The 24,097-nt window shown below is 43.3% G+C and carries 23 protein-coding genes; 16 read left to right on the top strand and 7 right to left on the bottom strand.

Annotated features, from left to right (window positions below):
* Window positions 1-38 precede the first annotated feature (38 nt).
* A complete protein-coding gene (locus tag BLQ18_RS13650; protein ID WP_090297720.1) occupies window positions 39-533 on the bottom strand; it encodes a hypothetical protein in 495 nt (164 codons plus the stop codon).
* Between the two features lie 154 nt (window positions 534-687).
* The gene (locus BLQ18_RS13645; RefSeq protein ID WP_090297718.1) at window positions 688-1,062 is read right to left on the bottom strand and encodes a helix-turn-helix domain-containing protein; all 375 of its coding nucleotides are present in this window, start codon (window positions 1,060-1,062) and stop codon (window positions 688-690) included.
* A gap of 762 nt (window positions 1,063-1,824) precedes the next feature.
* Between BLQ18_RS13645 and BLQ18_RS13640 the strand changes: the two genes are divergently transcribed.
* The 3 genes from BLQ18_RS13640 to BLQ18_RS13630 are packed head-to-tail and all read left to right on the top strand — an operon-like array spanning window position 1,825 to window position 8,663.
* Window positions 1,825-4,848: a SusC/RagA family TonB-linked outer membrane protein gene (locus tag BLQ18_RS13640; protein WP_090297716.1), complete on the top strand. Its 3,024-nt coding sequence runs from the start codon at window positions 1,825-1,827 to the stop codon at window positions 4,846-4,848.
* Window positions 4,849-4,863: 15 nt separating this feature from the next.
* Window positions 4,864-6,297, top strand: a complete 1,434-nt coding sequence (locus BLQ18_RS13635) for a RagB/SusD family nutrient uptake outer membrane protein (RefSeq protein ID WP_090297714.1) — start codon at window positions 4,864-4,866, stop codon at window positions 6,295-6,297.
* 44 nt (window positions 6,298-6,341) lie between these two features.
* Entirely contained in the window at window positions 6,342-8,663 is a 2,322-nt protein-coding gene (locus tag BLQ18_RS13630; RefSeq protein WP_090297711.1) for a zinc-dependent metalloprotease, read from the top strand.
* Between the two features lie 109 nt (window positions 8,664-8,772).
* Here the strand turns inward: BLQ18_RS13630 and BLQ18_RS13625 are convergent, their stop codons facing one another.
* From BLQ18_RS13625 to BLQ18_RS13610, 4 genes are all read right to left on the bottom strand, one after another.
* Window positions 8,773-9,018 carry a DUF6520 family protein gene (locus BLQ18_RS13625; RefSeq protein WP_090297708.1) on the bottom strand — a complete coding sequence of 82 codons (246 nt, stop codon included), beginning with the start codon at window positions 9,016-9,018 and terminating at the stop codon, window positions 8,773-8,775.
* Window positions 9,019-9,078: 60 nt separating this feature from the next.
* Window positions 9,079-9,528: a MauE/DoxX family redox-associated membrane protein gene (locus BLQ18_RS13620; RefSeq protein WP_090297706.1), complete on the bottom strand. Its 450-nt coding sequence runs from the start codon at window positions 9,526-9,528 to the stop codon at window positions 9,079-9,081.
* Window positions 9,529-9,624: 96 nt separating this feature from the next.
* Complete coding sequence (locus tag BLQ18_RS13615; protein ID WP_090297703.1) at window positions 9,625-10,551, bottom strand: helix-turn-helix domain-containing protein; 927 nt, start codon at window positions 10,549-10,551, stop codon at window positions 9,625-9,627.
* Window positions 10,552-10,608: 57 nt separating this feature from the next.
* Window positions 10,609-10,983 carry a DUF7793 family protein gene (locus tag BLQ18_RS13610; RefSeq protein ID WP_090297700.1) on the bottom strand — a complete coding sequence of 125 codons (375 nt, stop codon included), beginning with the start codon at window positions 10,981-10,983 and terminating at the stop codon, window positions 10,609-10,611.
* A gap of 197 nt (window positions 10,984-11,180) precedes the next feature.
* Here BLQ18_RS13610 and BLQ18_RS13605 point away from each other — a divergent pair, with 197 nt between their 5' ends.
* From BLQ18_RS13605 to BLQ18_RS13545, 13 genes are all read left to right on the top strand, one after another.
* Window positions 11,181-13,586 carry an aminotransferase class I/II-fold pyridoxal phosphate-dependent enzyme gene (locus BLQ18_RS13605; protein ID WP_090297698.1) on the top strand — a complete coding sequence of 802 codons (2,406 nt, stop codon included), beginning with the start codon at window positions 11,181-11,183 and terminating at the stop codon, window positions 13,584-13,586.
* Between the two features lie 12 nt (window positions 13,587-13,598).
* Entirely contained in the window at window positions 13,599-14,438 is an 840-nt protein-coding gene (locus BLQ18_RS13600; RefSeq protein WP_090297696.1) for an RteC domain-containing protein, read from the top strand.
* Between the two features lie 282 nt (window positions 14,439-14,720).
* A complete protein-coding gene (locus BLQ18_RS13595) occupies window positions 14,721-14,999 on the top strand; it encodes a helix-turn-helix domain-containing protein (RefSeq protein WP_090298203.1) in 279 nt (92 codons plus the stop codon).
* Between the two features lies 1 nt (window position 15,000).
* A complete protein-coding gene (locus tag BLQ18_RS13590) occupies window positions 15,001-15,540 on the top strand; it encodes a hypothetical protein (RefSeq protein WP_090297693.1) in 540 nt (179 codons plus the stop codon).
* The gene (locus BLQ18_RS13585) at window positions 15,537-16,196 is read left to right on the top strand and encodes a P-loop NTPase family protein (protein WP_090297690.1); all 660 of its coding nucleotides are present in this window, start codon (window positions 15,537-15,539) and stop codon (window positions 16,194-16,196) included. Before BLQ18_RS13590 ends, BLQ18_RS13585 begins: the two co-directional genes overlap by 4 nt.
* Window positions 16,197-16,491: 295 nt before the next feature.
* Complete coding sequence (locus tag BLQ18_RS13580; protein ID WP_090297687.1) at window positions 16,492-16,779, top strand: hypothetical protein; 288 nt, start codon at window positions 16,492-16,494, stop codon at window positions 16,777-16,779.
* Window positions 16,779-17,057, top strand: a complete 279-nt coding sequence (locus BLQ18_RS13575) for a hypothetical protein (RefSeq protein WP_090297684.1) — start codon at window positions 16,779-16,781, stop codon at window positions 17,055-17,057. The genes BLQ18_RS13580 and BLQ18_RS13575 overlap by 1 nt, the downstream gene beginning before the upstream one ends.
* On the top strand, window positions 17,050-19,461 hold the full coding sequence (locus tag BLQ18_RS13570; protein WP_090297681.1) for a TraG family conjugative transposon ATPase: 2,412 nt from the start codon (window positions 17,050-17,052) through the stop codon (window positions 19,459-19,461). The genes BLQ18_RS13575 and BLQ18_RS13570 overlap by 8 nt, the downstream gene beginning before the upstream one ends.
* Entirely contained in the window at window positions 19,458-20,063 is a 606-nt protein-coding gene (locus BLQ18_RS13565; RefSeq protein ID WP_090297678.1) for a conjugal transfer protein, read from the top strand. Before BLQ18_RS13570 ends, BLQ18_RS13565 begins: the two co-directional genes overlap by 4 nt.
* Window positions 20,063-20,902 carry a hypothetical protein gene (locus BLQ18_RS13560; protein ID WP_175443769.1) on the top strand — a complete coding sequence of 280 codons (840 nt, stop codon included), beginning with the start codon at window positions 20,063-20,065 and terminating at the stop codon, window positions 20,900-20,902. The genes BLQ18_RS13565 and BLQ18_RS13560 overlap by 1 nt, the downstream gene beginning before the upstream one ends.
* Window positions 20,903-20,912: 10 nt before the next feature.
* A complete protein-coding gene (locus tag BLQ18_RS13555; RefSeq protein WP_090297671.1) occupies window positions 20,913-21,539 on the top strand; it encodes a conjugal transfer protein TraK in 627 nt (208 codons plus the stop codon).
* Complete coding sequence (traM, locus tag BLQ18_RS13550) at window positions 21,520-22,431, top strand: conjugative transposon protein TraM (protein ID WP_090297668.1); 912 nt, start codon at window positions 21,520-21,522, stop codon at window positions 22,429-22,431. Before BLQ18_RS13555 ends, traM begins: the two co-directional genes overlap by 20 nt.
* A 2-nt stretch (window positions 22,432-22,433) precedes the next feature.
* Entirely contained in the window at window positions 22,434-23,222 is a 789-nt protein-coding gene (locus BLQ18_RS13545) for a DUF4138 domain-containing protein (protein ID WP_090297665.1), read from the top strand.
* A gap of 72 nt (window positions 23,223-23,294) precedes the next feature.
* On the opposite strand, the gene BLQ18_RS13540 is transcribed toward BLQ18_RS13545, so the two are convergent.
* On the bottom strand, window positions 23,295-24,089 hold the full coding sequence (locus BLQ18_RS13540) for a cation efflux transmembrane domain-containing protein (RefSeq protein ID WP_090298200.1): 795 nt from the start codon (window positions 24,087-24,089) through the stop codon (window positions 23,295-23,297).
* Between the last annotated feature and the right edge of the window lie 8 nt (window positions 24,090-24,097).

Genomic DNA, 24,097 nt, shown 5'->3' with positions numbered 1-24,097 from the left:
TTCGTCCTAGATATATTTAATATAATATATGGCAACAGCTACTTTGGCCAACCATAGTGCTTATTCATCGCATTTTTGACTTTGGACATGTCAATTCCTTTCTTCTCAGAATATTCGATTAAATCTTGTTCAATTAAAACCTGCAAGGTTCTAGCTTTTTGCGATAAGGCTTTTATTCTTTCAAATAGATTATTAAAGTAAAGATCTGATTTTAAATCGTTTTTATTATCAGTGATACTTTTATGAATAAGCCAATTTCTTTCTGTTAAGAGTTTTGACATTTCAATCTCCAAAGGTTTGGGCAATAACGATTCATTTTTGATAATTCCTATCGCCTTACCAAGTGTAAACTTTCGATGTTCTTTTAAAAGATTGTCTGCTTTATTTTTTTCATCAGGTTCTGTTTGTTTAATAACAATTGAATGACTTAGTGCGTCTTCTAAACTTTGAACAGCACATAGAGATTCTCCTAAAAATATGTAAAGTGTTATTTCGCTTTTAGAGGCTCCTTTAAATTTTATGTTTTCAACCATTGGTATTTTTGTTGATGCACGAGTTTAGGACTGTTTTCTCTTTTATTAAATATAATTTAGAGATGCGGTCCTATTTATTAATAAGGTTCAGGGGGGGGAATTAAATGTAAGAAATTTCAGAGAAATATGTATAGGGAACGATGTCAACCAAATTTTATTTTTGGTTTTTACTCATTAACTTAAACAAATCTAGAATTCTTCCTTTTAGAGAAATATAGAATTTATTTTTGTCTTGTGTTAATTTGTCTTCAAATTGCATGGCTTCCTCCACGATGGATATTAGGGAGTCCCTATCTTTTATTTCTAGAAGATTACACAAGTTGACATCTAATTGTTTACATAGCATATAAATTTTTTCCCAACTGGTTTTTCCCTCAGCTCTTTCAATTCTGCCTATAAGTGTTGGATTTGAATCTATTTGGTGCCCTAATTCAAGTTGTGAAAGCCCTTTTCTCAACCTGGCTAATCTTAAGATACAGCCAATTTGAATGTTAATCAATTCAATTTCTGTGCTGCTGTACTTTCTCATTTAGTAAAATTTGAGAAAAGCGAGACAATTATTCGATACAAATTTGTATTGAATAAAGTAAATTGGTATCTTGCTTAAGAAATACATAATTTGCGATTCTTCGTATAGAACATATTTGAAGCTTTCGCTTAGAGTCTTGGTTTGAAAACTGGTAATTTTTATGCAACAAGGCAATAAGCTATGGCTCACGACCCGGGCGTGAGCTCTCTTATTGTTGCAAGGTATACCAGTGCCCCAAACCGATAAGTTGAGTTTCACGCCCAACTTTTTCTAAGTGTTTTGTTTCTGACTTTTATCTTTCGATGTATCGCTAACCTTTTTAGGTTATGGGAAACATTTGGCAATTTTTTCATGTAGGGTTTACACCGTGTGCTTGTCCTGTTTTTGGGACATCACATTCGGTGTTCGATATCCTATTTAAGAAAAAGCCCAAGAATCCCATTTGATTTCTTTTTTGACTATAGTTATGTGATACACGCTGCATTTTTTCGGTTTGATTTATCCATTTGTCCCATAACCGACGCATTCATTTTGGGGTATCCGGCCCCAGTACATTTTCATAGTCTTTTTCAATAAGGAATCCTATTTCCAAGCGCTTTTGTTGCTTGGACAGGGTGGCCTTTGTCCGAACCTTGATGCTCTAGGGAAGTTACGATTTTATGGTGATTTCTTGGGCAATGTGCATAAAAACCCCGGACAGGGTAGTAGATGTCTAAGGGAATCCAATTAAAACTAACGCTTTAATCAAACGAACTCAAAATTATGAAGAAATTATATTGTTATCCGGGCAGGTTGCCAATGGCCCTGCTTTTTAATCTTTTGTTGTCCTTTTTCGTTTCAGGACAGCTTTTGGCCTTAAGTCCGCCTCAAAATGTGGTTTCTGGGCTGGTGACCGATACTCATGGTTTGCCCATGGCAGGGGTTGATATTGTAGTGGAGTCCAAGAATATTGGAACCATCACCGATATGGATGGATCCTTTAGTATCCAAGCTGGTCCGACCGATGTCCTTTTGTTCTCCATGGTGGGATTTAAAACATTATCCGTTCCTGTGTCTGGAAGGGGTGAAATGATTGTCCAAATAGAGGAGGATGTTACTGCATTGGGAGAAGTGGTGGTCAATGCTGGGTATTATAAAGTTTCCGAGAAAGAGCGGACCGGAAGTATTGCCACAATCAAAGCAAGTGTAATTGACAAGCAACCAGTGGCCAATCCATTGGCAGCCATGCAAGGGCATATGTCCGGGGTGAACATCGTTCAGTCCACAGGGGTGCCAGGTGGCGGATTTACGGTAGAGGTGCGTGGTCGGAACTTTCTTTCCGGGGTGTCCGATCCATTGTTTATTGTGGATGGTGTACCCTTTGGCTCCCAGTCCCTGGGTGCATTACGGGTCTCCAATGAAATATTGGGTGCCAATGTCAGTCCCTTGAATGCTATCAATCCCAGTGATATAGAGAGTATAGAGGTGCTAAAGGATGCTGATGCCACCGCCATTTATGGGTCACGCGGGGCCAATGGAGTGGTCCTGATTACTACCAAAAAAGGAAAAGAAGGGAAGACCAAATTCGATGCCCACGTGAGTACTGCCCTGGGTAAGGTGTCCCACTTTTTGGAACTGATGAATACCCAACAATATCTTGAAGTGAGACGAGAGGGGGTCATAAATGATGGGTATGGTTCCTTTTTGGACAACCCGGCCTTGGATTATATTTGGCCAGATATAAAATCATGGGACAATAGTAGATATACCGATTGGCAAGATGAACTGATCGGCGGCACGGCCTATCGGAACAATGCCCAGCTATCCATTTCCGGCGGGAGCCAGAACACCCATTTTTTGATCAGTGGGGCCTATCAGAAGGAAACCACTGTTTTCCCAGGGGATTCCAATTATAAGAGAGGAACCCTTCGGAGCCAGTTGGATCATAGTTCAGAGAATGGCAAGTTCAAGGTGAACCTGTCGATGGGCTATTCCAATGAGAAAAACAAGATGCCGGGTTCGGACTTCACCTCCAAGGCCTATTCCTTGGAGCCCAATGCCCCAGCACTATATGACGATGATGGGAACATCAATTGGGAGAACAATACATGGGATAACCCCATTGCGTCCTTGGAGGAAAATTATGTGGCCAGATCCAATACTATGATTGCCAATGCTGTTGTTTCCTATTCCATTCTGAAAGACCTTGTATTCCGGTCCAGTATGGGATTTACCGACTACCGATTGGATAGCTACCGGACCATGCCAAGTTCTGCAAGGAACCCAAGTTTGGGCTATACATCCCAAAGCTATTCGAATCTCATCACTAATGGATCTCAAAGGCAGTCCTGGATCGTGGAGCCACAGATACAGTGGAAAAAAGGGTTGGGGGCCTTTTCTTTGGATATGCTCATGGGAGCCACCTTTCAATGGGAAACTTCGGATCAAGAGGTCATACGGGGATTGGGTTTTCCAAGTAATGAATTGATACAAAACTTGGCAGCGGCCAGAACTTTGGAGATCATCACGGATTTGGATTCCGAATATAGGTACAATGCTGTGTTTGGCCGTATCAATCTAAAGGTGTTGGATCGCTATATCCTCAACCTAACAGGCCGTAGGGATGGATCCTCCCGTTTTGGGCCAGGTAAACAGTTTGGAAACTTTGGTGCCTTGGGTGTGGCCTGGATCTTTTCTGAAGAAAACATATTTGGGGAACACTCGATATTGAGTTATGGCAAACTGCGCGCCAGTTATGGAACAACGGGAAGTGATAATATTGGGGATTACCAATACTTGGATACCTATTCGGTATCAGGTAACGATTATGATGGGGTCACTGCATTGGAACCGACCGGGATTTTTAATCCACAGTTCGGTTGGGAGGAAAACAAGAAATTGGAAACTGCCTTGGAATTGGGGTTCTTCAATGACCGACTTTTGCTGAATACGGCATGGTACCGAAACCGTTCTTCCAATCAATTGGTCGGCATTCCCTTAGCTGCTACAACAGGGTTTACTGAACTGACAGGAAATTTTGATGCCCTTGTTGAGAATTCAGGCCTTGAAGTAGATCTTCGAACTATTAACATTCAATCCTCGACGGTAAGCTGGTCCACGACCTTTAACCTGACCATCCCTAAAAATAGGTTGGTGGCATTTGATGGTCTGGAATCATCCACATTTGTAAACCAATACATCGTAGGAGAGCCCTTGACCATTGTTAAGTTGTACCACGCCATGGGTGTTGATTCGGAAACTGGTTTATATCAGTTTGAAGATTATAATGGGGATGGGGCGATTAGCAGCACTGAGGACCGCCAATGGATTGAAGACCTTGCACCAAAGTTTTATGGTGGTTTGGGAAATACACTTCGCCTTGGAAACTTTACACTGGATGCTTTTTTTCAATTCAAAAAGCAAAGGGCATTCAATACCACACGATTTAGAGCCACTCCTGGTTTTAAAGAAAATGGACCGGTGGCACTACTTGATCGTTGGCAAAATCCAGGTGATATGGTGTCCGTTCAAAGGGCATTCAGTGGTTTGGCACCTACAGGTGGATTGGACGGATTCCAAAAGGAAAGCAATGCAGCTGTATCGGATGCTTCCTTTATCCGTTTAAGAAATATTTACCTAAACTACAATGTCCCTTCCTTAAAGGATGGCCTGGATGTCAATGTCTACGTACAAGGCCAAAACCTTTGGACCATCACGGGCTACAATGGCCCCGATCCAGAACAGCCTTCTGGGCTTCGACTTCCTCCTTTAAGACAGATTTCACTAGGCCTTCAAGTAAGTTTTTAATGTAAAAAAAGCAGTATGAAAATCTTTAGAAAATATACAGATAATCAAATGAATGCAATGGGTTCCGGTTTACACCTTAAATCCGTTTTCTTCAACTTGGTCCTTCTTTGGTTGGGATTGTTAGTGTCGGCTTGTTCGGATTTTTTGGAGGTGGACCCGCCGAGGAACACTTTGATTTCGGAGACAGTTTTTAGAGACCCCGCTACGGTGGAGTCCGCTTTGGCCAACCTTTATTATAGCATGAGGGAAGAACAGGGTTTGGTATCTGGAATAACAGGCTTGACACCTGCAATGGGCATCTATGGCGATGGGTTGGATTATTATGGGTTCAGTGCCGATTACCTCCAAATGTACAATCATAACCTGATGGCAGAAAATGACGTCGTTCTTGCGTGGTGGAGACAGGCATATAATGTGATATACAGTGCCAATGCCATTATTGAAGGTGTTGAAAAATCATCCGACCTGACGACAGTGGAAATAAACAGTGCCAAGGGGCAGGCCTTATTTGTCCGGGCCTATTTCCATAGTTTATTGGTTTTGCTTTATGGGGATGTCCCATTTATTGCAGACACTGATTATTTGGAGAATAATAAGGTATCGCGCATGCCCGAAGCGGAGGTATACAGCAGGATCATAGCTGACCTTGAGGAGGCCATTATATTATTGGAGGGTTTTGAGCCTTCCTCCAATGAAAGGGTAGTGCCGGATCTGCATGCGGCGATGGCTCTATTATCCCGAATGTACCTGTATGTTGAAAATTGGGAGATGGCGGATGAAATGGCCACAGAACTTATCGCTGTCTTCCCTTTGGATACTGATCTGGACCAAGTTTTCCTGAAGGATTCCCCTGAAACCATTTGGCAACTAAAGCCAGAGGAAGGCAGAAACACTTATGAAGCTACTCAGTTGATCATTCCATCGGTTCCAGGCCAAACTTATGCTTTGACGGATGACTTATTGGATTCTTTTGAGGTTGGGGATTTAAGACTGGATCAATGGGTTGGAAGTGTGTCCGATGCGGATGAAACCATCACATTGCATTATGCCAACAAGTATAGGGCCGATGCCAATGAAACCACTTCCGTGGAATATTCCATTCTGTTTCGTTGCTCGGAACAATACTTGATCCGGGCAGAGGCCAGGGTGCATTTGGAGAATAATGTTGGCGCACGGACCGATCTTAATTCCATTAGAAACCGTGCTGGTTTACAGGACATAGTTGCAAATACACAAAGTGAACTTTTGGAGGCTATACTGCAGGAGCGAAGAGTCGAACTCTTTACGGAACAAGGGCACCGATGGTTTGATCTAAAGCGGACGGGAAGAGTAAATGAAGTAATGGGCGCCAAAAAGGACAATTGGAGGTCTACCGATGTTTTACTTCCCATTCCGGAAACTGAACTGGATACAAACCCGAACCTTTTACCTCAAAATCCAGGCTATTAGTTTCTTATAAAAAACACTTTTTGAATTTGAATCAATAGAGAATTATGAGGAATTTCTTGTTATTTATATTGCTATCCCTACATCTGTCGGCAAAATCTTTTGCCACCGTATCGGATATGCCGAAGTATGAACCAATCAATGTCATTGGAAACAAGACTTCTTTTTTGAATGCTTTTATGGAGGGTGATCAATTGTACCTTAACATTCCAAGAGAAGTATTGGACCAACCCATGTTGTTTGTATGCTATGATACCATGAGACGCAGTTATATGCAGGTGGTCTGGTCATTGCACAAGGACAAAATGCTCTTAAAACAACAGCGCATTTCATCTTCGGCAGGAATAAACCTTCCCATTGTTGACCGACTTCCCCTAAAGGAGAATGTCTTGGCCATTCTTCCCTTGCAGAAGTCCTGTGGGGAAGCTGATTGGTTTTGTGTCAATATTACGGATGTTATATTGCAACAGGATATCGAATGGCCTCAAGCTTTTGGGGTTTCCATAGGAAATGCCATATCCCACATGTCGTTGGTTCTGGATTCGAAAAGTGGGGATGATGAAGTCCTCTTCAAGGTCTTAAGGGGGATGGTAAAATCAAAATCCAAGGTGTCGGTTCCCTTGTTCTATGGCTTTTGCGCTTTGGGAAAACCTATGGAGGGAAGACGGTTCGATTATCGGATGGGTTTTTTTAATGAGCAGCAGGACGGGGGCTTCCATTTTGGATTGAAGAATCGGCCAGCCAATATCCTTCGTTGGAACCTTAAAAAGAAATTCAAGAACCAGAAGATAAGTGTTCCTGTAAAGCCCATTGGTTTTTTGATTTCATCAGAGGTGCCCAAGAAATGGCGACCCTATATCAAGGCAGGGATAGAGGAGTGGTTACCCGCTTTTGAATCTGCAGGTTTTAAGGATGCTTTGGTGGTCAAGGAGATGGATAGCTTGGACGAATGGCAGGCCCATAGTATCCATTCCAATATAGTGTATTGGTCCCAGAAGAAATATACAAGAGGAATGGAAGATGAGGATTTTGGAGCTGCGATTGGGTATATCGTTGATGAGCGTTCAGGGGAGATTTTACGTGGGGACATCTTTATGGGTGCTTCGGTGCAGACCGTATCTGAAAAGTACTTTGTACGGGCCGCGCCATTGGATAAACGGGCACAACGCTTCCCTTTCCCTGATGATCTGGTAGGGGCTTTGTACCAACAGATTGCTTCCCATGAAGTAGGACATATCTTCGGAATGTTGGATGGTAATTTTGGGGAAGGTGCCTATCCTTGGGACAAGATGAATGACAGTCTTTGGTTGCGGACCATGGGGCATACCCCCAGTGTGATGAACTATACAAGGGCCAACAATCTACCACAGCCTGAAGACAGCATACCCCCATCCCTGTTGATACAAGGTGTGGGCCCGACAGATATATATAATATCAAATGGGCCTATACAGAGTTTCCAGTAGGGGAATCAAAGGCAATGAGGCAAGCTGAGTTGGAACAGATGATTCTGTGGCAGGATGCAATCCCTTGGTATCGGTTCAATGTTAATCAATTGGAGGATTTGGGACCTTCATTTACCAATGAAGTAGTGGAGACCAATAATCCAGTTCGCAGTACAGCAATGGCCTTGAAAAATATGAAACGGGTCATTGCACTCATACCCAATGCGACAGAAGACCAAACCGATAATGCAAGGTTGTTGAGGCTTTACCAAAGAACGGTTGAGTTGTGGAGCAATCATATGAAACAGGTTATGACCCTTATCGGGGGATATGAGGTTCAGTACCAATCCATGCAACAAATCGGAGAACCCTATGTGCCCATTCCGTGGGAGGACCAGTTGGAAGGATTGGATTTTCTATTGACCAATGCTTTTGATACTCCGGAATGGTTGACCCGCCCCGTATTTTTTAATGGTTTGAAGTACACCACCCATTCTGATGAGGTACTCCGGTACCAGCAGTACTTGGTGATGGATTTAATCATTGCCAATAGGTTAAAACGAATGGAGCATATGGAAATCCGTATGGGTCAAGAAGGATTGGTCGAGGAGTTTCTGATTAGGTTGCAATCAGGCCTTTTCAAGGAAATCCATGAGGATGTTGCCCATGTGGACCAAAGGAGGCAAGAGCTTCAGATGACGTATATAGATGGGGTGGTCGGTCAATTGGGAAAAAAGAATACGGGATTCAATGCAAATGAAAAGTTTACATCCCAATCGGACTATTCAAAGGGGATTTTCATCCAACTACTGTTGGATTTGAAAGCAGATATTGAAATGGGTTTAAAAAAGAAGGGAAATATGACGGCTATAGGCCATTGGAAATTGTGCTTGAAAAAAATTAATGGAGCGCTTGAGTGGTATTGAAAATATTTCATGGATATAGAGTCTTTTATTTCATGGAAGTTGTTTGAATTAGTCAAAAAGGTGCCTTTTTGAAAGGCACCTTTTTTTAAAATGGACAAATATCAATTGCTTAATTTTTGTAAAGCGCTTGACTGGACTCTGATTCCTCGGCATACAACTGGTAAATGTCATACTTACAAGCCATATTGCTTCCAGTAAAACATGCATCTTCAACGTTGACAGTTTGCCAACCATTGATTGGATGTAAATAATGGGCTTGTTGCACAACTGGTTTTTCATCAGTGGCAAAGGCAAGGCCAACCGCCAACAAAATGGCGAAGGCCGGTAAAACAAGTTTTAAAAATTTAGATTTCATAATACATCATATTAATTCTTGAATGCCTACTCTTTTCTAGGTTTTCGGCTTCCCCTTTCCCTACGTAGTTTTTTGATGTGCTTGTATATTGTAGTGTTTGTTTGACCAAATGATTCCTAACAAACTCATGAGCATAAAAGCAGTATTGAATAGTATATGGTCCCTCCATCCCAAGGTCGAAATGATCCCGCCACAAGTGCAAGGAACGGAATCACTGTAGGTAAGTATTATAATAATATAGGAAGTGAATACACCTAAAAGGACCAGGCTGGAATAAAGAGCTAGGAGTCGATACTTAGGGAACCACAATAGGCCTGAGATCACCAACTCCAAAAAGGGTACACTCCATGAGATTAAAGTGGCGTAGGATGAAACGTAGGGCATCCGTTCCAATCGTGTTTGGAAGGTGTCCAAGTGAATCAATTTGCTTGCAGCTGTATATACGAACAGCAAAGTCAACAAAAGGTTGAATAGGTTAATGAGCTTCGGGTATATTCCTTGGTTTGACATATCTTTTGGATTGATATGACAAAGTTCGGGAGTCGGATTTACTTGAAACGGAGCATTTCTTGACGCAAACGGAGTAATTTGCCCATTTTGAGGGTGTTACCCCCTCAAATCACTGGGTGATTTGCCATACTTGTCCCTAAATGCCCTGGAGAAATGGGCCGCACTCTTGAAGCCGGTCAAATGGGCGATTTCTTTCAAGGATAAGTTGCTATGTTGGATCAAGGTTTTGGTCTTTCTTAAACGTTCATGGGTAAGGAACCGAAATATGGTAGTGCCATAGAGTTGTTTGAACCCATATTTCAATTTGTATTCGTTCGTGCCCATTTGTAGGGCAAGATCTTTTAGCAAGGGCAGATCCTTGTCCAAGTTATTGATGATCATATCATGGACATCCCGGATCATTTCAATATCCTCAGGTGTCAGCGTGACTTTGGCCTCTTTTATGCCTTTGGTCACTTTGAGCGTCTTTTTGGGCAACTCCGTCCCAAAGGGCTCTCCTTTGGAGAAGAAGACCGTGTCCAATAGTATTTTCTGCCCACTCCCATCAAAGGATTGGAATACGGATATATGGCAATCCTTGCCCAACAAGAGCCCTTCTTTGGTAATGAACTCCAAAAACTGGACAGTTTCAGAACGTTCCCTTTTCAAATGTTTGACCATCTTCTTTGCCCATACCTTTTGGGAACCCTCGGTCATAAAATCGGTAATTGGTTTTCCAATGATCTCTTTTGGCAATGCTGATAATAGCGAGCAGGTACTGTTGGTGACCAATTCGATAGTGCCATCGGGATCCATCAGGAATGAAAGTTGGATGATGCATTGTGGGGTGTTGTGGGCATTGGCAAACCCTTGATGGATAAAGGAGGCCCTGATCTCCTCGTTTACCATATTGAGCATTACGACCAAGGATGCGACATTATCATTTTTATTCGTGGGTTCCAAGCTGTAGAAGAAATTGCCTCGGGCCATTTCCAGAAGCATCCTTTGGATGCGCTTTACCCTAAAATCGTCATTGTTCGGCATGGTTGTCAAGTTTAGTAGTTAATAGCTGGAGTCTCTTTATATGATTAGAAGCATCGTTTATTTTATGGATTTTAAAAATGCCAAGGCCTCTGATTTTTTGACAAAGGAACGGGTGGGGACCGACTGGGCATGGGTCCAGAGATAAATGGAGCTGATCACATCGGTTACCGGGGGATCTATCAAGAAGGCCAAGGCCTTAACCCATTGTGAACCCTCCAAGGCCAAATAGTCCCGGGCTGGTTTATTGACCCTTCTTACTTCACGAATATCACAGAGCACGGGCATTTCCCGGCCATTTTGGAGCATCATTCGGTCCCTGACGATAAGTTGCGCTGCCTTTAGGTCGATACAATGGTCTTTTTTGTAAATGATGTGCAGCAACTCATCGGTTAGTAAATAAATGGCGTATTTGTTTTCATGTGATTTTTTCATGTGGTGAAAACTGGTAAAACCTTGAATTTACAAAATTAATGGAACTCGATTCGGTCATTTGATACATTACCCTTAAATAAAGGTATTTGACTTGACTTAAACGGAATAATGCTTGATTGAAACGGAGTATATCATTATTGGATAGCATCTAATCTTACAAATGCCATTACTTTTTAGTACAATTTAAATCAAACAAAATGGCAAAGATCAAACACCACAATTTTTTAAATACCGTACATGAGGTATTTACCGATGCCAAGAACGCCGGGGTACTGCACCTCTATGCAGGGGGAACATCCTTTTCGGGCAGGACCATTGAGGTAGAGGGGAAGGAACTGTACCACTTTGGTACTACTGGTTACTTGGGATTGGAACAGGATCCCAGATTAAAAAAGGCCGCCAAGGAGGCCATTGATAGCTATGGGACACAATTTCCCTTATCCAAATCCTATATCTCCAATCCGTTGTATGAGCAACTGGAAGGCGCCATTTCCGAAATGTATGGCTATCCCATTGTCATTACCAAAAACAGTACCCTTGGGCACCTAGGAGTCATCCCCAGTGCAGTGGACGATGATGATGTAGTCATTCTGGACCATCAGGTCCATTGGAGTGTACAGAATGCGGCCAAAATGCTAAAGACTCGCAGTGTGCCCATCGAGATGATTCGACACAACCATTTGGAAATGTTGGAGGACAAGATCAAAAAATACCGGCATTCCAAAGGCAGGATTTGGTACATGGCCGATGGCATTTATTCCATGTATGGGGACTATGCACCAGTCAAAGAACTGATGGGGTTGGCAAAGGAATATCCACAGTTACATTTTTATTTTGATGACGTACATGGTATGAGTTGGGTGGGAAGGAATGGTACCGGATATGTTTTGGACCAATTGGGAGAATTGCCTGAAAATGTATTGTTGTTCGGGACACTGAGCAAGACCTTCGGGGCCAGCGGGGCTGTTCTGGCCTGTTCCAATGCTTCCATGTACGATAAGATCAAGACCTTTGGTGGGCCCTTGACCTTCTCCGCCCAATTGGAACCTGCTTCGGTGGCCGCCGCCATGGCCTCGGCACAGATTCACATTTCTCCAGAAATCTATGGGCTACAACAAGAATTGAGGGAACGCATCGATTATTTCAATGATTGCCTTTCGATAACGGATCTTCCCTTGATCGATCGGAATGAATCCCCGGTGTTCTATATCGGGACCGGTATGCCCAAAACCGGGTACAATTTTGTGAACCGTTTGATGGGGGAGGGCTTCTTTGTCAACCTCGGTATCTTTCCTGCAGTACCTGTAAAGAATACAGGTGTAAGGATAACGATTTCAAGGCATAACCAAAAAGAGGAAATCAAAGCATTGGTGGAAGCCATGGAATATCATTTTCCAAAGGCATTGGAAGATACCCAGACAGATGCCCAAAGGGTATTCCACGCCTTTAAAATGGAACCAAAGACCCTAAGTGGACCGAAAGTATCCTCTGAACTTACCGTTGAAGTATTCGATACCATTGATCAAGTTGAAAAGGAAGAATGGAACCAAAGTTTAGGTGGGCAAGGGGTCTATGATTGGGATGGCCTGAAGTTTTTGGAGGAAGTGTTTCATGGCAATCCTGGGAAAGAACACAATTGGTTGTTTCGATATGTGGTCATCAAGGATGCTGATGGTATACCTGTATTGATGACTTTTGTGACCCTTTCCCTTTGGAAGGATGATATGTTGGCACAAACACAAATTTCTGCTGCCATTGAGGAGGAAAGGAAAACCGATCCCTACCATTTGTCATCCACGGTCCTGTCCCTAGGCTGTTTGTTCACGGAAGGAGATCACATGTATTGGAATGCATCACATGCCTTGGGCATGGAGGCAAGGAACAAGCTATTGGAAACCTTGGAAAAACTGGAACTCCAGTCAGGGTCCAAGATGACCGTGTTACGGGACTTTGGTGAACAAACGTCATGGAATGAACCGCTTTACGGTCAGGGATTTTTAAGGGTACAGATGCCCAATTCCTGTTCTGTTGACTTGAGGGAGGTGGATTCGATGGAAGATTATTTGCAAAGATTGTCCTCCAGAAACAGAAGACATTTCCGAAAGGATGTCCAACCCTATCTCGATAGGGCAAAGACCATAGTTCTTCCTAAGCTATCCAAATCTGAACTTGAACAGGTCAAATCCTTATTTGGGGAAGTACAGTCAAGAAATTTGGGGCTCAATACCTTTTCCTTTCCGGACTCCCTATTTGAAAAGATGAACGAAAACCATTTGTGGGAGTTTATTGTCCTTTGTTCATTGGATAAACCTGAAAAGATATTGGGTGTAATGTTCTGCTATACCAATTTGAACCAGGTCTATGTGCCTGCCTTTGTGGGTATGGATTATGACGGTCTGGAAGAGTTTGCCATTTATCGCCAGTTGCTCTACCGGACCATTGAACGGGCCATTGGATTGGGCATTCCCAAAATCGATTTTGGGTTGACCGCAGCCTTTGAGAAACGGAAACTCGGTGCAACGGTAGAGAAAAAATATGCCTATCTCCAGACCAATGACAATTTCATTTTGGAATTGCTCGGAATCATGGAAGGCCAGCATTAATGGGAAACCGTCATGAAATACCAAAAGCTGCTATCGGAATTTGAAGGCCAATTGGATGCCTTGGAAAGCGGGAACGGGGATATCCTTTTCAAAGCTGAAAAGGGTATCGTTCTCGTGGAGAAAAGTATCCGTAAACTCCAAAAACAGATTACAGGTAAGACCTTCGAGACCCAAGCGGACGAAATCTACTTTTTTAAGCACGTCAAGCCCCAAATCTTTAGCAAGCTGATCTATTATGTCAAATTGTTCAATATCGAGAGCAAGCGGCCAAGGGGAATCAATGCAGCGCAGATAAAATACCTTCAGCACCAAATCGATAAGTTCCAGACCTTCTTCAATGATAACTTGGAGTTTTATAATTATTACCGTCGTGGGGCAATGTCCCTGGATGAACAATATTTTGTCAGGGGGAACCGAGACCTCAGGCTACCCCTTGAATCCTTCCACTTTTTGATCGATGACCAGTTCTCCACCTGTCAGGATGGTACCGTGGCAACGATCATGGCCTATGACATGCTCATCGTATACCTCAGAAAGGAGGTTGATGACCTACAAAACAATTTAGAACCCCAAAAGACCATGACTATGGAAAAACCTTCAAAACTGTTCTGGACCGGTAACAAAACCGATTTGATAGAACTTTTATATGCACTTCAATCCAGCAAATGCATCAATAGCGGTACCACGGACATCAAGGAGATGGCCTCGCATTTTGAACATTTTTACAATGTGGACCTTGGTAACTACTACCATACGTTTATTGATATCAGGTCCCGAAAGGGAAGTAGGACCCGGTTCTTGGACAAACTTATTGAAATGCTCCAACAGCGCATGGAATCCCTGGATGAATGAGCCTTTGTTTTTCCCAAGTTGGTACCAACTTGGGAATTTTGGTATTCGGAGGTTCTGGCTTCCTATTTTTCCAATTTTCACGAAGTTTGTTGAGCTCCCAAAGTCCATTCGAAAACAAACGGCACCATATTTTATGAAATAAAAATCGTTCCCAAGTTGGTACCAACTTGGGAAGTTTTTCCAAAAAGCTTTTTCAGTTTTGCCCTGAAAGTCAAATCAGTGGATGGGCCACCAAATGACCTAAAAATCAAGCAGTGGCCCTTCCTTTTAAAACAAAAACACATGGGAGCTACCATCATTACCACCGAAGATCTCATGGAGTTCAAAGTGGAACTCTTGGAGGACATCAAAGCATTATTGAAAGATCAAAATGGACAACAGGGCAAAAAATGGCTGAAATCCAATGAGGTCCGGGAACTGCTTGGCATCTCGCCTGGCACCTTGCAGAATCTTCGCATCAATGGCACCCTGCCCTATACAAAAATTGGAGGGGTGCTTTACTACGAATACCACGAAATCATGGGAGTGTTGGAACAGAACAAGGTCCATAACCGAATTTAGGGTGGAAGACGTCAATTATATCAAACACTTGAACGGGGTGTTTGCCCAGTTTGCCAAGGACAACCGTTTGAACCCGACCCATATCAGTTTGTATATCGGGCTCTTCCAATTGTGGAACCAAAATTATTTCGTGGCCGATTTCTACATCAGTAGGGAAGAGGCCATGGCCTATGCTAAAATCGGGTCCAAATCGACCTATCACCGCTGCATCCGAGAGCTCAGCCATTGGAACTATATTCTGTATTCCCCATCCCACAATCCCTATAAGGGCAGCCGGATCAAGATGTTCGATTTTGGGACAAGTACTGGACAAGCAGTGGACCAGCACCGTACCGAAATTGGGACAAGCATTGGACAAGCATTGGTACCTATAAACAAACAAATACAAACAATAAAAAACAATACAAACGGGCAGAAACGGAAAAAAATAAAAATGGAAGAGTTACAGGTTGATGAAAACAAATCCAAGCACCCCCCCGCCGTCCCATATCGGGACAACTTACGGACCAGCAAGGACAAGGACTACAACGAACCGCTATGAATTTTAAGGCCCCACATATCATCACCGAAGGTGCCATAAGTTATGAACTGGGCTCCTTGAAGGGCAGGGAAATCAAATACGATTTTGATAAGATACTGGTCTATCTTGATGCCAAGGGTAAGCTCCTGTTTGGCAAAAAGTTCAGGATATATAGGGAGGATAGGGAAATCCTTTATAAACTCAGCCTCTACTTCATCCAGGACAAGGAACGGTGTAAACAGCTCGATATCGATGTGGATAAAGGCCTTCTTCTCTCAGGTCCTGTAGGCTGTGGGAAGACCAGTCTGATGAAACTGTTCAAGTTCATGGTGCCCCACCAAAGACCTTATGAGGTAATACCCTCAAGGAACATTGTCTTCGGTTTCAACCATTTGGGCTTTAAGATCATTGGGGATTATGGAAACAACCAATCCTTTTGTTTTGACGATATGGGTGTCGAGCCCGATGGGGTCCATTTTGGAAAGGAGTGCAATGTCATGGGGGAGATTCTGTTGTCTCGATACGAACTGTTCACGGACCATAGGTTGAAGACCCATGCCACTACCAATCTCAATGCGCAGGAGCTAGAGGCAAGATATGGGAACCGGGTAAGATCAAGAATGAGGGAACTCTTCAATCTTGTAGGTTTCGATAAGGACTGCAGAGACAAAAGATAATAAGGTTTTACCATTGTCGTCAAATGAAAGTTGGAAATGGGTGATACTATGACATATTTTGATGTCCTGATCGGTACCATTTGACGTTTTTAGGCTTTTGTGATGGGACCCAGATGGCACTTATGAACAAGGACTGGTCATTGACACATAAATTCTGCATGGATTCCAGACCAATTGAGGCTATTTGAACGTAGTTTTAATGATATTCACAAATAACTGATTATCAGTTATTTGTAGTATAATTTCATATACTTTTCACATATCAATAATCGTCTAACCCTTAAACGTTTACGATATGCGAAAATCTTTATTCATCACCTTATTATTGCTTTTTACCTCCAGTGCCGTTTTGGCCCAGATCGGAGGAATCGAGGATTCGGTCAATGATATTTCCGATACCATTCGGGCCATCTTTCCCATAATCCTGGGAGTTATCTTTTTAGTGGGTTTCCTTTTCAATGCCGGACATTTCTTTGGGGAGAATGCTGACCTAAAAAGGGGCATTACCCGAGTCTTGGTATTCGTGTTGATCGCCGGTGCCGTTGTCGGCATCTTTACCTATCTCATCGGAATCGTGGTCTGATGAAACAGTTCGAGGTCTATAGAAATATTCGAAAGCGGGCCATGATCATGGGACTGTCCATTTCCTTGTTTGCCCTGATGATGGTGTCTATCATCTGTTCGCTCTTGATCATCATTTTTTCGTTTCATTTTGGTGTCATCGTGGGCCTACTGCTCTTCAATGCCCTGCTCTATGGGGCATTGTTGCAGTGGGTGAAGAAACCTTTCCAATGGAAGGTAGTGCAAACCTTTCACAAGACCATAAGCCTAAAACAGTTAAACCTCCTTGACTATGTCTAAGCTCAATTTCAATGCATTTCACCCGATCCTGGATATCCAAAACCATGTGGTCTTTGGGAGCAATGGCAATGTGGTATTGTGTTATCAGGTGGAACTGCCAGAGATTTATTCCCTTTCTGAAGCGGATTTTGAAGAATTGCACGGGATGTGGTTCCAAGCCTTTAAATCCTTGCCCGTGGGTACGGTTATCCATAAACAGGATGTATACCAAAAGAAAGGTTACGATGCCGAAGGTTTGCCCAAGGATACTTTTCTTGCCACGGCCACCCATGATTATTTTGCGGGTAGGGAGCATTTGGACCATCAGAGTTTTCTCTTCTTTGTACTTCCGCTTGACAAGGCATTCAATGCCACCAAATATGTCAATCCCTTTCGAAAAGTGGAAAAAGGATTGCATCGCAAATTGGATGTGCAGGTAGCTGAATTTGTGATCGCCGTGAATGATGCGGTATCCTATGTCAACAACTCCAAAAGCGTGTCCATGGTTCCCATGGATCCTGAAGCAATATTACAGCATACCCATGATTATTTCAATGGGTTCAATCAAGGTTTAGATACGGATATCCAGCTAGGTAAAGGCCCCATAGAAATTGGTGACCATTATTTCGATGTGATGGCCATCAACAATGAAGGTTGTTTCGGAGAAACGGTTCAGAGCAGTGTGCCCAACGGCAAATTCAGTTCGGACGGGTTCAGCTTTCACAAGGGTTTTTTGGACGGTCTGGGATTGGAGTTGGGGGAAAACCATATCATCAACCAAATCCTTTATCTGGACGATACCCATCAATGGCGTAAACTTTTGGACAAAAAAATTGAGGAACTCTCCAAGAGCTCCAATTTTGGTTCACAGAACAAAGTGGTTCGCAACAAGGTCCAACATATCTTGGACAGGATCAATGGGGATGATACCACGCGGATTGTTCGTGGCCATGTGAACATTGCTTTTTGGCATACGGAAGTTGGGGTGTTGAAGCGCATTGCCTCCAACATCAAGGCGCAATTGAAGGAATTGGATATTCGCCCTTATCATCCCCGCGGAGAGGAACGAACTCATTATTTCTTGAACTCCTGTCCCAGCCATACTTCCAACTTTTTCAATGAAGATCTCTTTGTGATGGACCTGAAGGCAGCCCTATGCCTCTATATCAATAACACGAATTACCGCTCGGATGAAACAGGAATCGTTTTTAACGATAGACAGTACAATATTCCTGTGGTCAAGGATATATGGGATAAGGGGAAACGGCGTATCAAGGCCCGAAACTTTGCCATTTTTGCTCCGACAGGGGAGGGTAAATCCTTCTTGGCCAATAATATCCTACGTCAATACTTTGAGGCCGATGTACGACTGGTCATTATCGATCTAGGGGGTTCCTATGCCAAATTTGCCCAATTGTATCCCGATGATCATATCATCCTGCGATACGAACAGGGGAAGAATCTGGGCATCAATCCCTTTTACATTTCAGAACAGTCCGATTTGACCCCGGAACGCTTGGAAGATCTCGCCCTGTTTCTTTTGGAGCTCATGGCTGAAAGCCAGGTGACCAAATCCAAGGAAGTGGCCTTGAAAAAAGTGTTGTTGCACTATTATGAAAAGATCGGGGAGGGGCATTCGTTGGCTTCCCTATATCAATTCATTGATAAGCACAAGGATACCTTGATCGAAGAGACCCGGGTGCAGGAATCCGATTTCAATGTCTATGGATTTTTGCACATCCTTTCCGAATATGTGGACGGGGGACTGTACAGTTTTCTGTTCCATATGGCAGAAGATCAGACCTATAAAATTGAGGACAAACGTTTAATTGTCTTTGAGTTGGATGAGGTGCGCGACAATAAGGAAATCCTGTCCGTAATGCTCAAATTGATCAAGTCGGCCATTCAACGCACCATTTGGCGAAACCGTTCGGAAAGGGGCATTATCATGTTCGATGAGTTTGCCAAGCAGCTCAAGTTTCCCAATGTCCTAGAGAGTGTGGAATTCTATTACCAGGCCATCCGAAAACAGAACGGGGCCATTGGGATCATCCTCCAATCCATCAACCAGTTACCTGAAAATGCCACTTCGGCAAGTATTCTGGAGAATACTCAAGTCGTGTACAGTTTACGGAACGAAAAGGGCTATGATCAACTGGCAAGGCGATTGAACCTCTCCAACCATGATCTAAATCAATTGAAGTCCCTTAGAAATAATCTGACAGGGGAACGCAAATACACCGAAATCTTTATCAAGATCGGGAAGGAGAGCAATGTCTTTCGTTTGGAGGTACCCGCAGAGGTCTATGCAGCCTATCTCACCGATGGGGTGGAACATGGTCAGATCATGGAACTCTTTGAACAGTTTGGGAATATGGAACGGGCCATTACTGAATTTTTAAATCAACAAAAGAAAATATTATGAGAATAGCTATAAAACAAACCCTTTGGAAGAATCCTCGATTATGGATCTTGGCATTGTCCTTGGCCCTCTTATTGCCTGCAGGCGGTGCCTGCCAGGGAATGCCGGTGTATGACAATACGAACTTTATCAGTATGACCAAATCCTTGTTGGAATCGGCCAAGCAGACCTCTGAACTCTTGAAGACTGTGGAGTTTTTGAAGGAACAGAAGGACAATATTGTCAAGGTGAACAATACCATCAAGCAATTGAAGGCGGTTCGTGAATTGGCACGGAACAATGAAATCCTTTTCAATACCGTGCAAAATGAACTGAGGGATATTTTGAACTCCCCCTATATCAAAGCCGGGGAGGTGGAACAGGTATCCAAAGCCTTTGAACAGATCATGGATACGGCCATTGATGATCTGGATTTTGTAAACCAGATCTTGTCCAGTGATTTTTTGAAGATGACAGATGCGGAGCGTACCGCCATTTTGATGGAAAAAAAAGTGCAGTCCCAGGAAATGGTGGCCGAATTGGAGGTCAAGACCCGACGCTATCGCGAGATCATTTCCTTTCGGAGGATGCAGGATATCATCAATAACCGGGAATCCAACTACTGATGGCAGGAATTTTTTTGGGCATAGGATTGGAATATGTGGATGCGGTCTTCCAGACCATCAAGGACAGTGATTTCTCCCAATATACCATTGTGGGGATGAAGACCCTGGCCGTCCTGTTTTTTTTGGTCAACATATTGAAGAAATACAATGAGGGAATAGCTTCCACCGATGGCCATACCTGGGGCCTTACCCCAACCGAACTGGCCAAGAATTTTTTGGTGGTGCTCCTGGTCATCTTTTCAACTGAGGTATTGGGAGTTTTTGATGGGATCCTGGTGGCCATTGAGGCCCAATACCGGGACACGGCTCCGGCACTCCTCCCTTTACAGCTGCAGGATGTGGACCTGGAACGGGATGTGGGTGCTTTGGAAGCCGCCAAGAAAGCCATGGCATTGTTGTACGATGCCTTGGTTACTCCTTTGTACGGATTAAAGGTCTTGGCCTTTATCATCGGGGTCATTCTTTGGTTGATGGATTTGTTCATCTATCCTTTGTTCCTTGCAGAACGGTATTTCCTGTTGGGGATCCTACAGGCCTTTTTTCCCTTGGTCATCAGCTTGGCCGTCTTTGAAAAGTTCCGTCCCCTGGCCTATCAGTTTTTTAAGTTGTACGCAGCGGTGTACATGTTGGTGCCCGCTTTCTTTTTGGTCAATGTGTTCGTCAATAACCTCTACACGGAGATCAGTACCAATTTCTGGGGAAACCTCTTTGGTTTTGATTTTGGGAGTGAATTCTTTGCCTCCATCATTGAACTCGGGACCATTGGCTTTATCGTGTTGCTCAAATTTAAATTGTATCGAAGGGCCACGAGCTTTACCCTTCGATTGTTCACCGGTTAAATTGAAGTCTATGAAAACGCCTTTTAAAAATATAGTGCAGGTATTGCGGTTGAACCGCTGGGTGGTCCTTTCCGTGGTCATCGTCTCGGGGTTGGTATGTTCGGTCTCCATTATGGTGGTAGCCAAAATACACCAGAATGGTTTGGACCATGCCTTTGTGGTCAATGGGGAAGGGGAGGTCATCCCGTTGCAATGGGTAGATCAACGTCAACACTTGGAAGTAGAGGCAATGGCCCATTTGGAACGGTTCCATAGATGGTTTTATGGGTTGGATGCCGGAAGTTTTGAAACCCATATGGAAAAGGCCCTTTGGCTCGGAAACAACTCCGTGGCCGAGGTATATCAACAAAAGAAAGCAGATGGTTTCTATAATCGGTTGTTGCAATATTCCCTCGTTCAAAAAGTGGAGCATATCGAGTCGAAGATCAAGATGGAAGGAGCGAACATGACCTTTCAAACTCGCATTGTATTACAGATCCACAGAGGTGCCGTAACCGATACCTACGAACTGGTCACTTCGGGCCATTTGTTGCAGGTCGAACGGAACTTTCCGCACAATCCGCATGGATTGTTGATCACTGATTTTTTTGAAAACTCACTTCGTAAACTGGAAGCCTATGAAAGCCCAAAAGAATAAAATTGTATTTGTCCTGGTCATGGTATGTGTGGTACTGTTCATTACCATCTATGGCATCATGACCTTTGGAAAGGACAAGGAACCGGAATTGGATCCCGAGCGGATCCCCATTCCCGATCTGGAAGAGAACCAGGTCGAGTACGATAGTAAACTAAGGGCCTTGGAAGCCCTTAAAGAGGAACGTGAGATTACCGCTCCTCCCATATATCCGGAACACATGATCGATGACAAGGGCTATTTCAACCCGGACTATATGGAGTATGAAAAGCAACGTGTCATCGATAGTGTGTATGCCTCCAATTCCTTTTCAATAAATAGGGTGGAACCACCAGGGCCGATGGAGGTCATCGTGAGAACTCCGAGTCATGACGATATATTGGAAGCTGTGGGACCTGAACCGATTTCGGCCCCGACCGTTGCGGACCTGTCCTTGTCCCATCAACTTTTTTATGCATCAAGTCCCCTTGATCCTGCCTTGTACCATTTTGAGATCATGGCCTATGTGGATGGCGATCAAACCCTAAGGGATGGACAACGTCTGGACCTGCGGTTGTCCGAATCTGTTGATCTCGATGGGATAAAGGTTCCGAGGGGAACCCGGCTCTATGGGTTTGTAAAGATCAGGCCCAACCGTGTCATGGTGGAGCTTACAATTTCTGGAGAACTTCCATTGAATCTGAAGGCCCATGATGCCCAGGACGGAAGGGAGGGTATCTATGTGAGGAACCGACTCAAGGGCGAAGTGCTGGACCGGACCTTGGATGAAGGCCTGGATGAAATCAATGTACCCGGCCTTCCCCGGCTCAATGGGATCAAACACATCTTTCAACGTGACCATCGGGCCGTTAAGGTGAAGATTACAGACCATTATCAATTCTTATTAAAATCGTGAACATGAAAATCAGGAGTTTATTTATTAGTCTTATTGCCTTTGGTTTTGGCCCATTCGTATGGGGCCAACAAGCCTTGGATACCCTTTACGCCAATGACCGGATGAATGTCGCCCTTTTTTTTCCCAGCCCTATAAAGCAGGCCATAACCGGTAATGAAAATGCGGTCTTCTCCTATGATCGGGAAGAAGCACACTATTTTGGCCTGTTGCAGGCCATCGATGGGACAACGACCAATCTATGGGTGGTGACCATGGATGGCTATGCCTATGAGTTTAAAGTTGCCTATAAAGATCGGTTACCCCGGACGCATCTATTTCTCAATAAACAAAACAGTTTGGGAAAGGTACGTCCTATACCGACCAGGAAATTGGATACCTTGGTCAAAGATGGCACACGCTCGGCCCTATTGGAACAACTGCTCCAGGAACAAAACGAAGAAAACTTGGGGACGGTTAGACGCAAGGGTATGCAATTGCGACTTGAAAAAAGGGTATATCAAGGTGGAGAAATGTTCTTGGTTTTCGAGCTGCAAAACAAATCAGGAATCGATTATGACCTTGAAACCTTGGATATCCTTCGCATCAATGGCAGTCCAAAAAGCAAGACATCGTATCAAGAGACCCCATTGGACCCACTGCTTAGGTTCCAACAACCAGAAACAATTAAAAGCGGTGCCACGTATCGGTTTGTCCATGTATATCCCAAATATGTGACCGGTGCCCACGAACGGCTAAAAATAGTGCTCCTGGAATGGCAGGGAAGTAGGCGACTAGAGCTTTTGATTAAATGAAAAAATAAATGGAGAAAGGTTCAGTATAACCATAAAATGGGATAGTATGGAATCGTTTGTTTGAACTTTGGTTCATTTGCTAAGTTTCAAAATCCTGAATGCTCCTTGAATCACCAAAACAAAAACAATAGTTCCAATTATTAAATCAGGTTTGTTAGAACTTAACCAATTTACCAATAGTCCCGCAATTATTACTCCCATATTGATGATTACATCGTTAGAGGTGAAAATCATACTTGCTTTCATATGTGCCTCATCCTTGCTTTTTGATTTTTGTAATATGTAAAGACAAATTCCATTTGCAATAAGTGCCAAAATTGAAATGACTATCATAGTTGAAAAATCGGGAAGTTGTTCTGCCCCAAAGAATCTTCTCAAAACTTCTATAAAACCAATTACAGCAAGAGTTATTTGAAAATACCCAGCAAGTTTGGCAATCTGTTTTTTTCTGGACATAGTTCCTCCAACAGCAATCAAACTTATTCCATAAACGAATGAATCAGCAAGCATATCCAAGCTGTCCGCAACCAACCCCATTGATTTTGAGATTATTCCTGTAGCCATTTCGATTACGAAAAAGGCGAAATTTATTCCCAGGACAGTCCAAAGTAGTTTTCTTTGGTTTGTATGCTCATTAAAGTCGATTTGGTCCGTTTGCTCAGTCGATATTTTCTGTCCACCTAAATTCAGTTCAAGAACTGATTTTTCTATTTGGTCAATTTGTCCTTTATGAAAAACGGTCAATTTTCTGTTGGGAATGTCAAAGTCCATATTTGTAATACTTGAAATTCCGTCCAGTTTCATACGGATCAGATTTTCCTCTGAGGGACAATCCATTTTAGTTATCTCAAATATTGTTTTTTCCATTACAATCG

It is taken from the genome of Flagellimonas zhangzhouensis (genome assembly GCF_900102925.1).
GTDB lineage: Bacteria > Bacteroidota > Bacteroidia > Flavobacteriales > Flavobacteriaceae > Flagellimonas > Flagellimonas zhangzhouensis.
The sequence above is the reverse complement of the archived record's forward strand: the minus strand, read 5'-3'. Positions and strand labels throughout refer to the sequence as shown.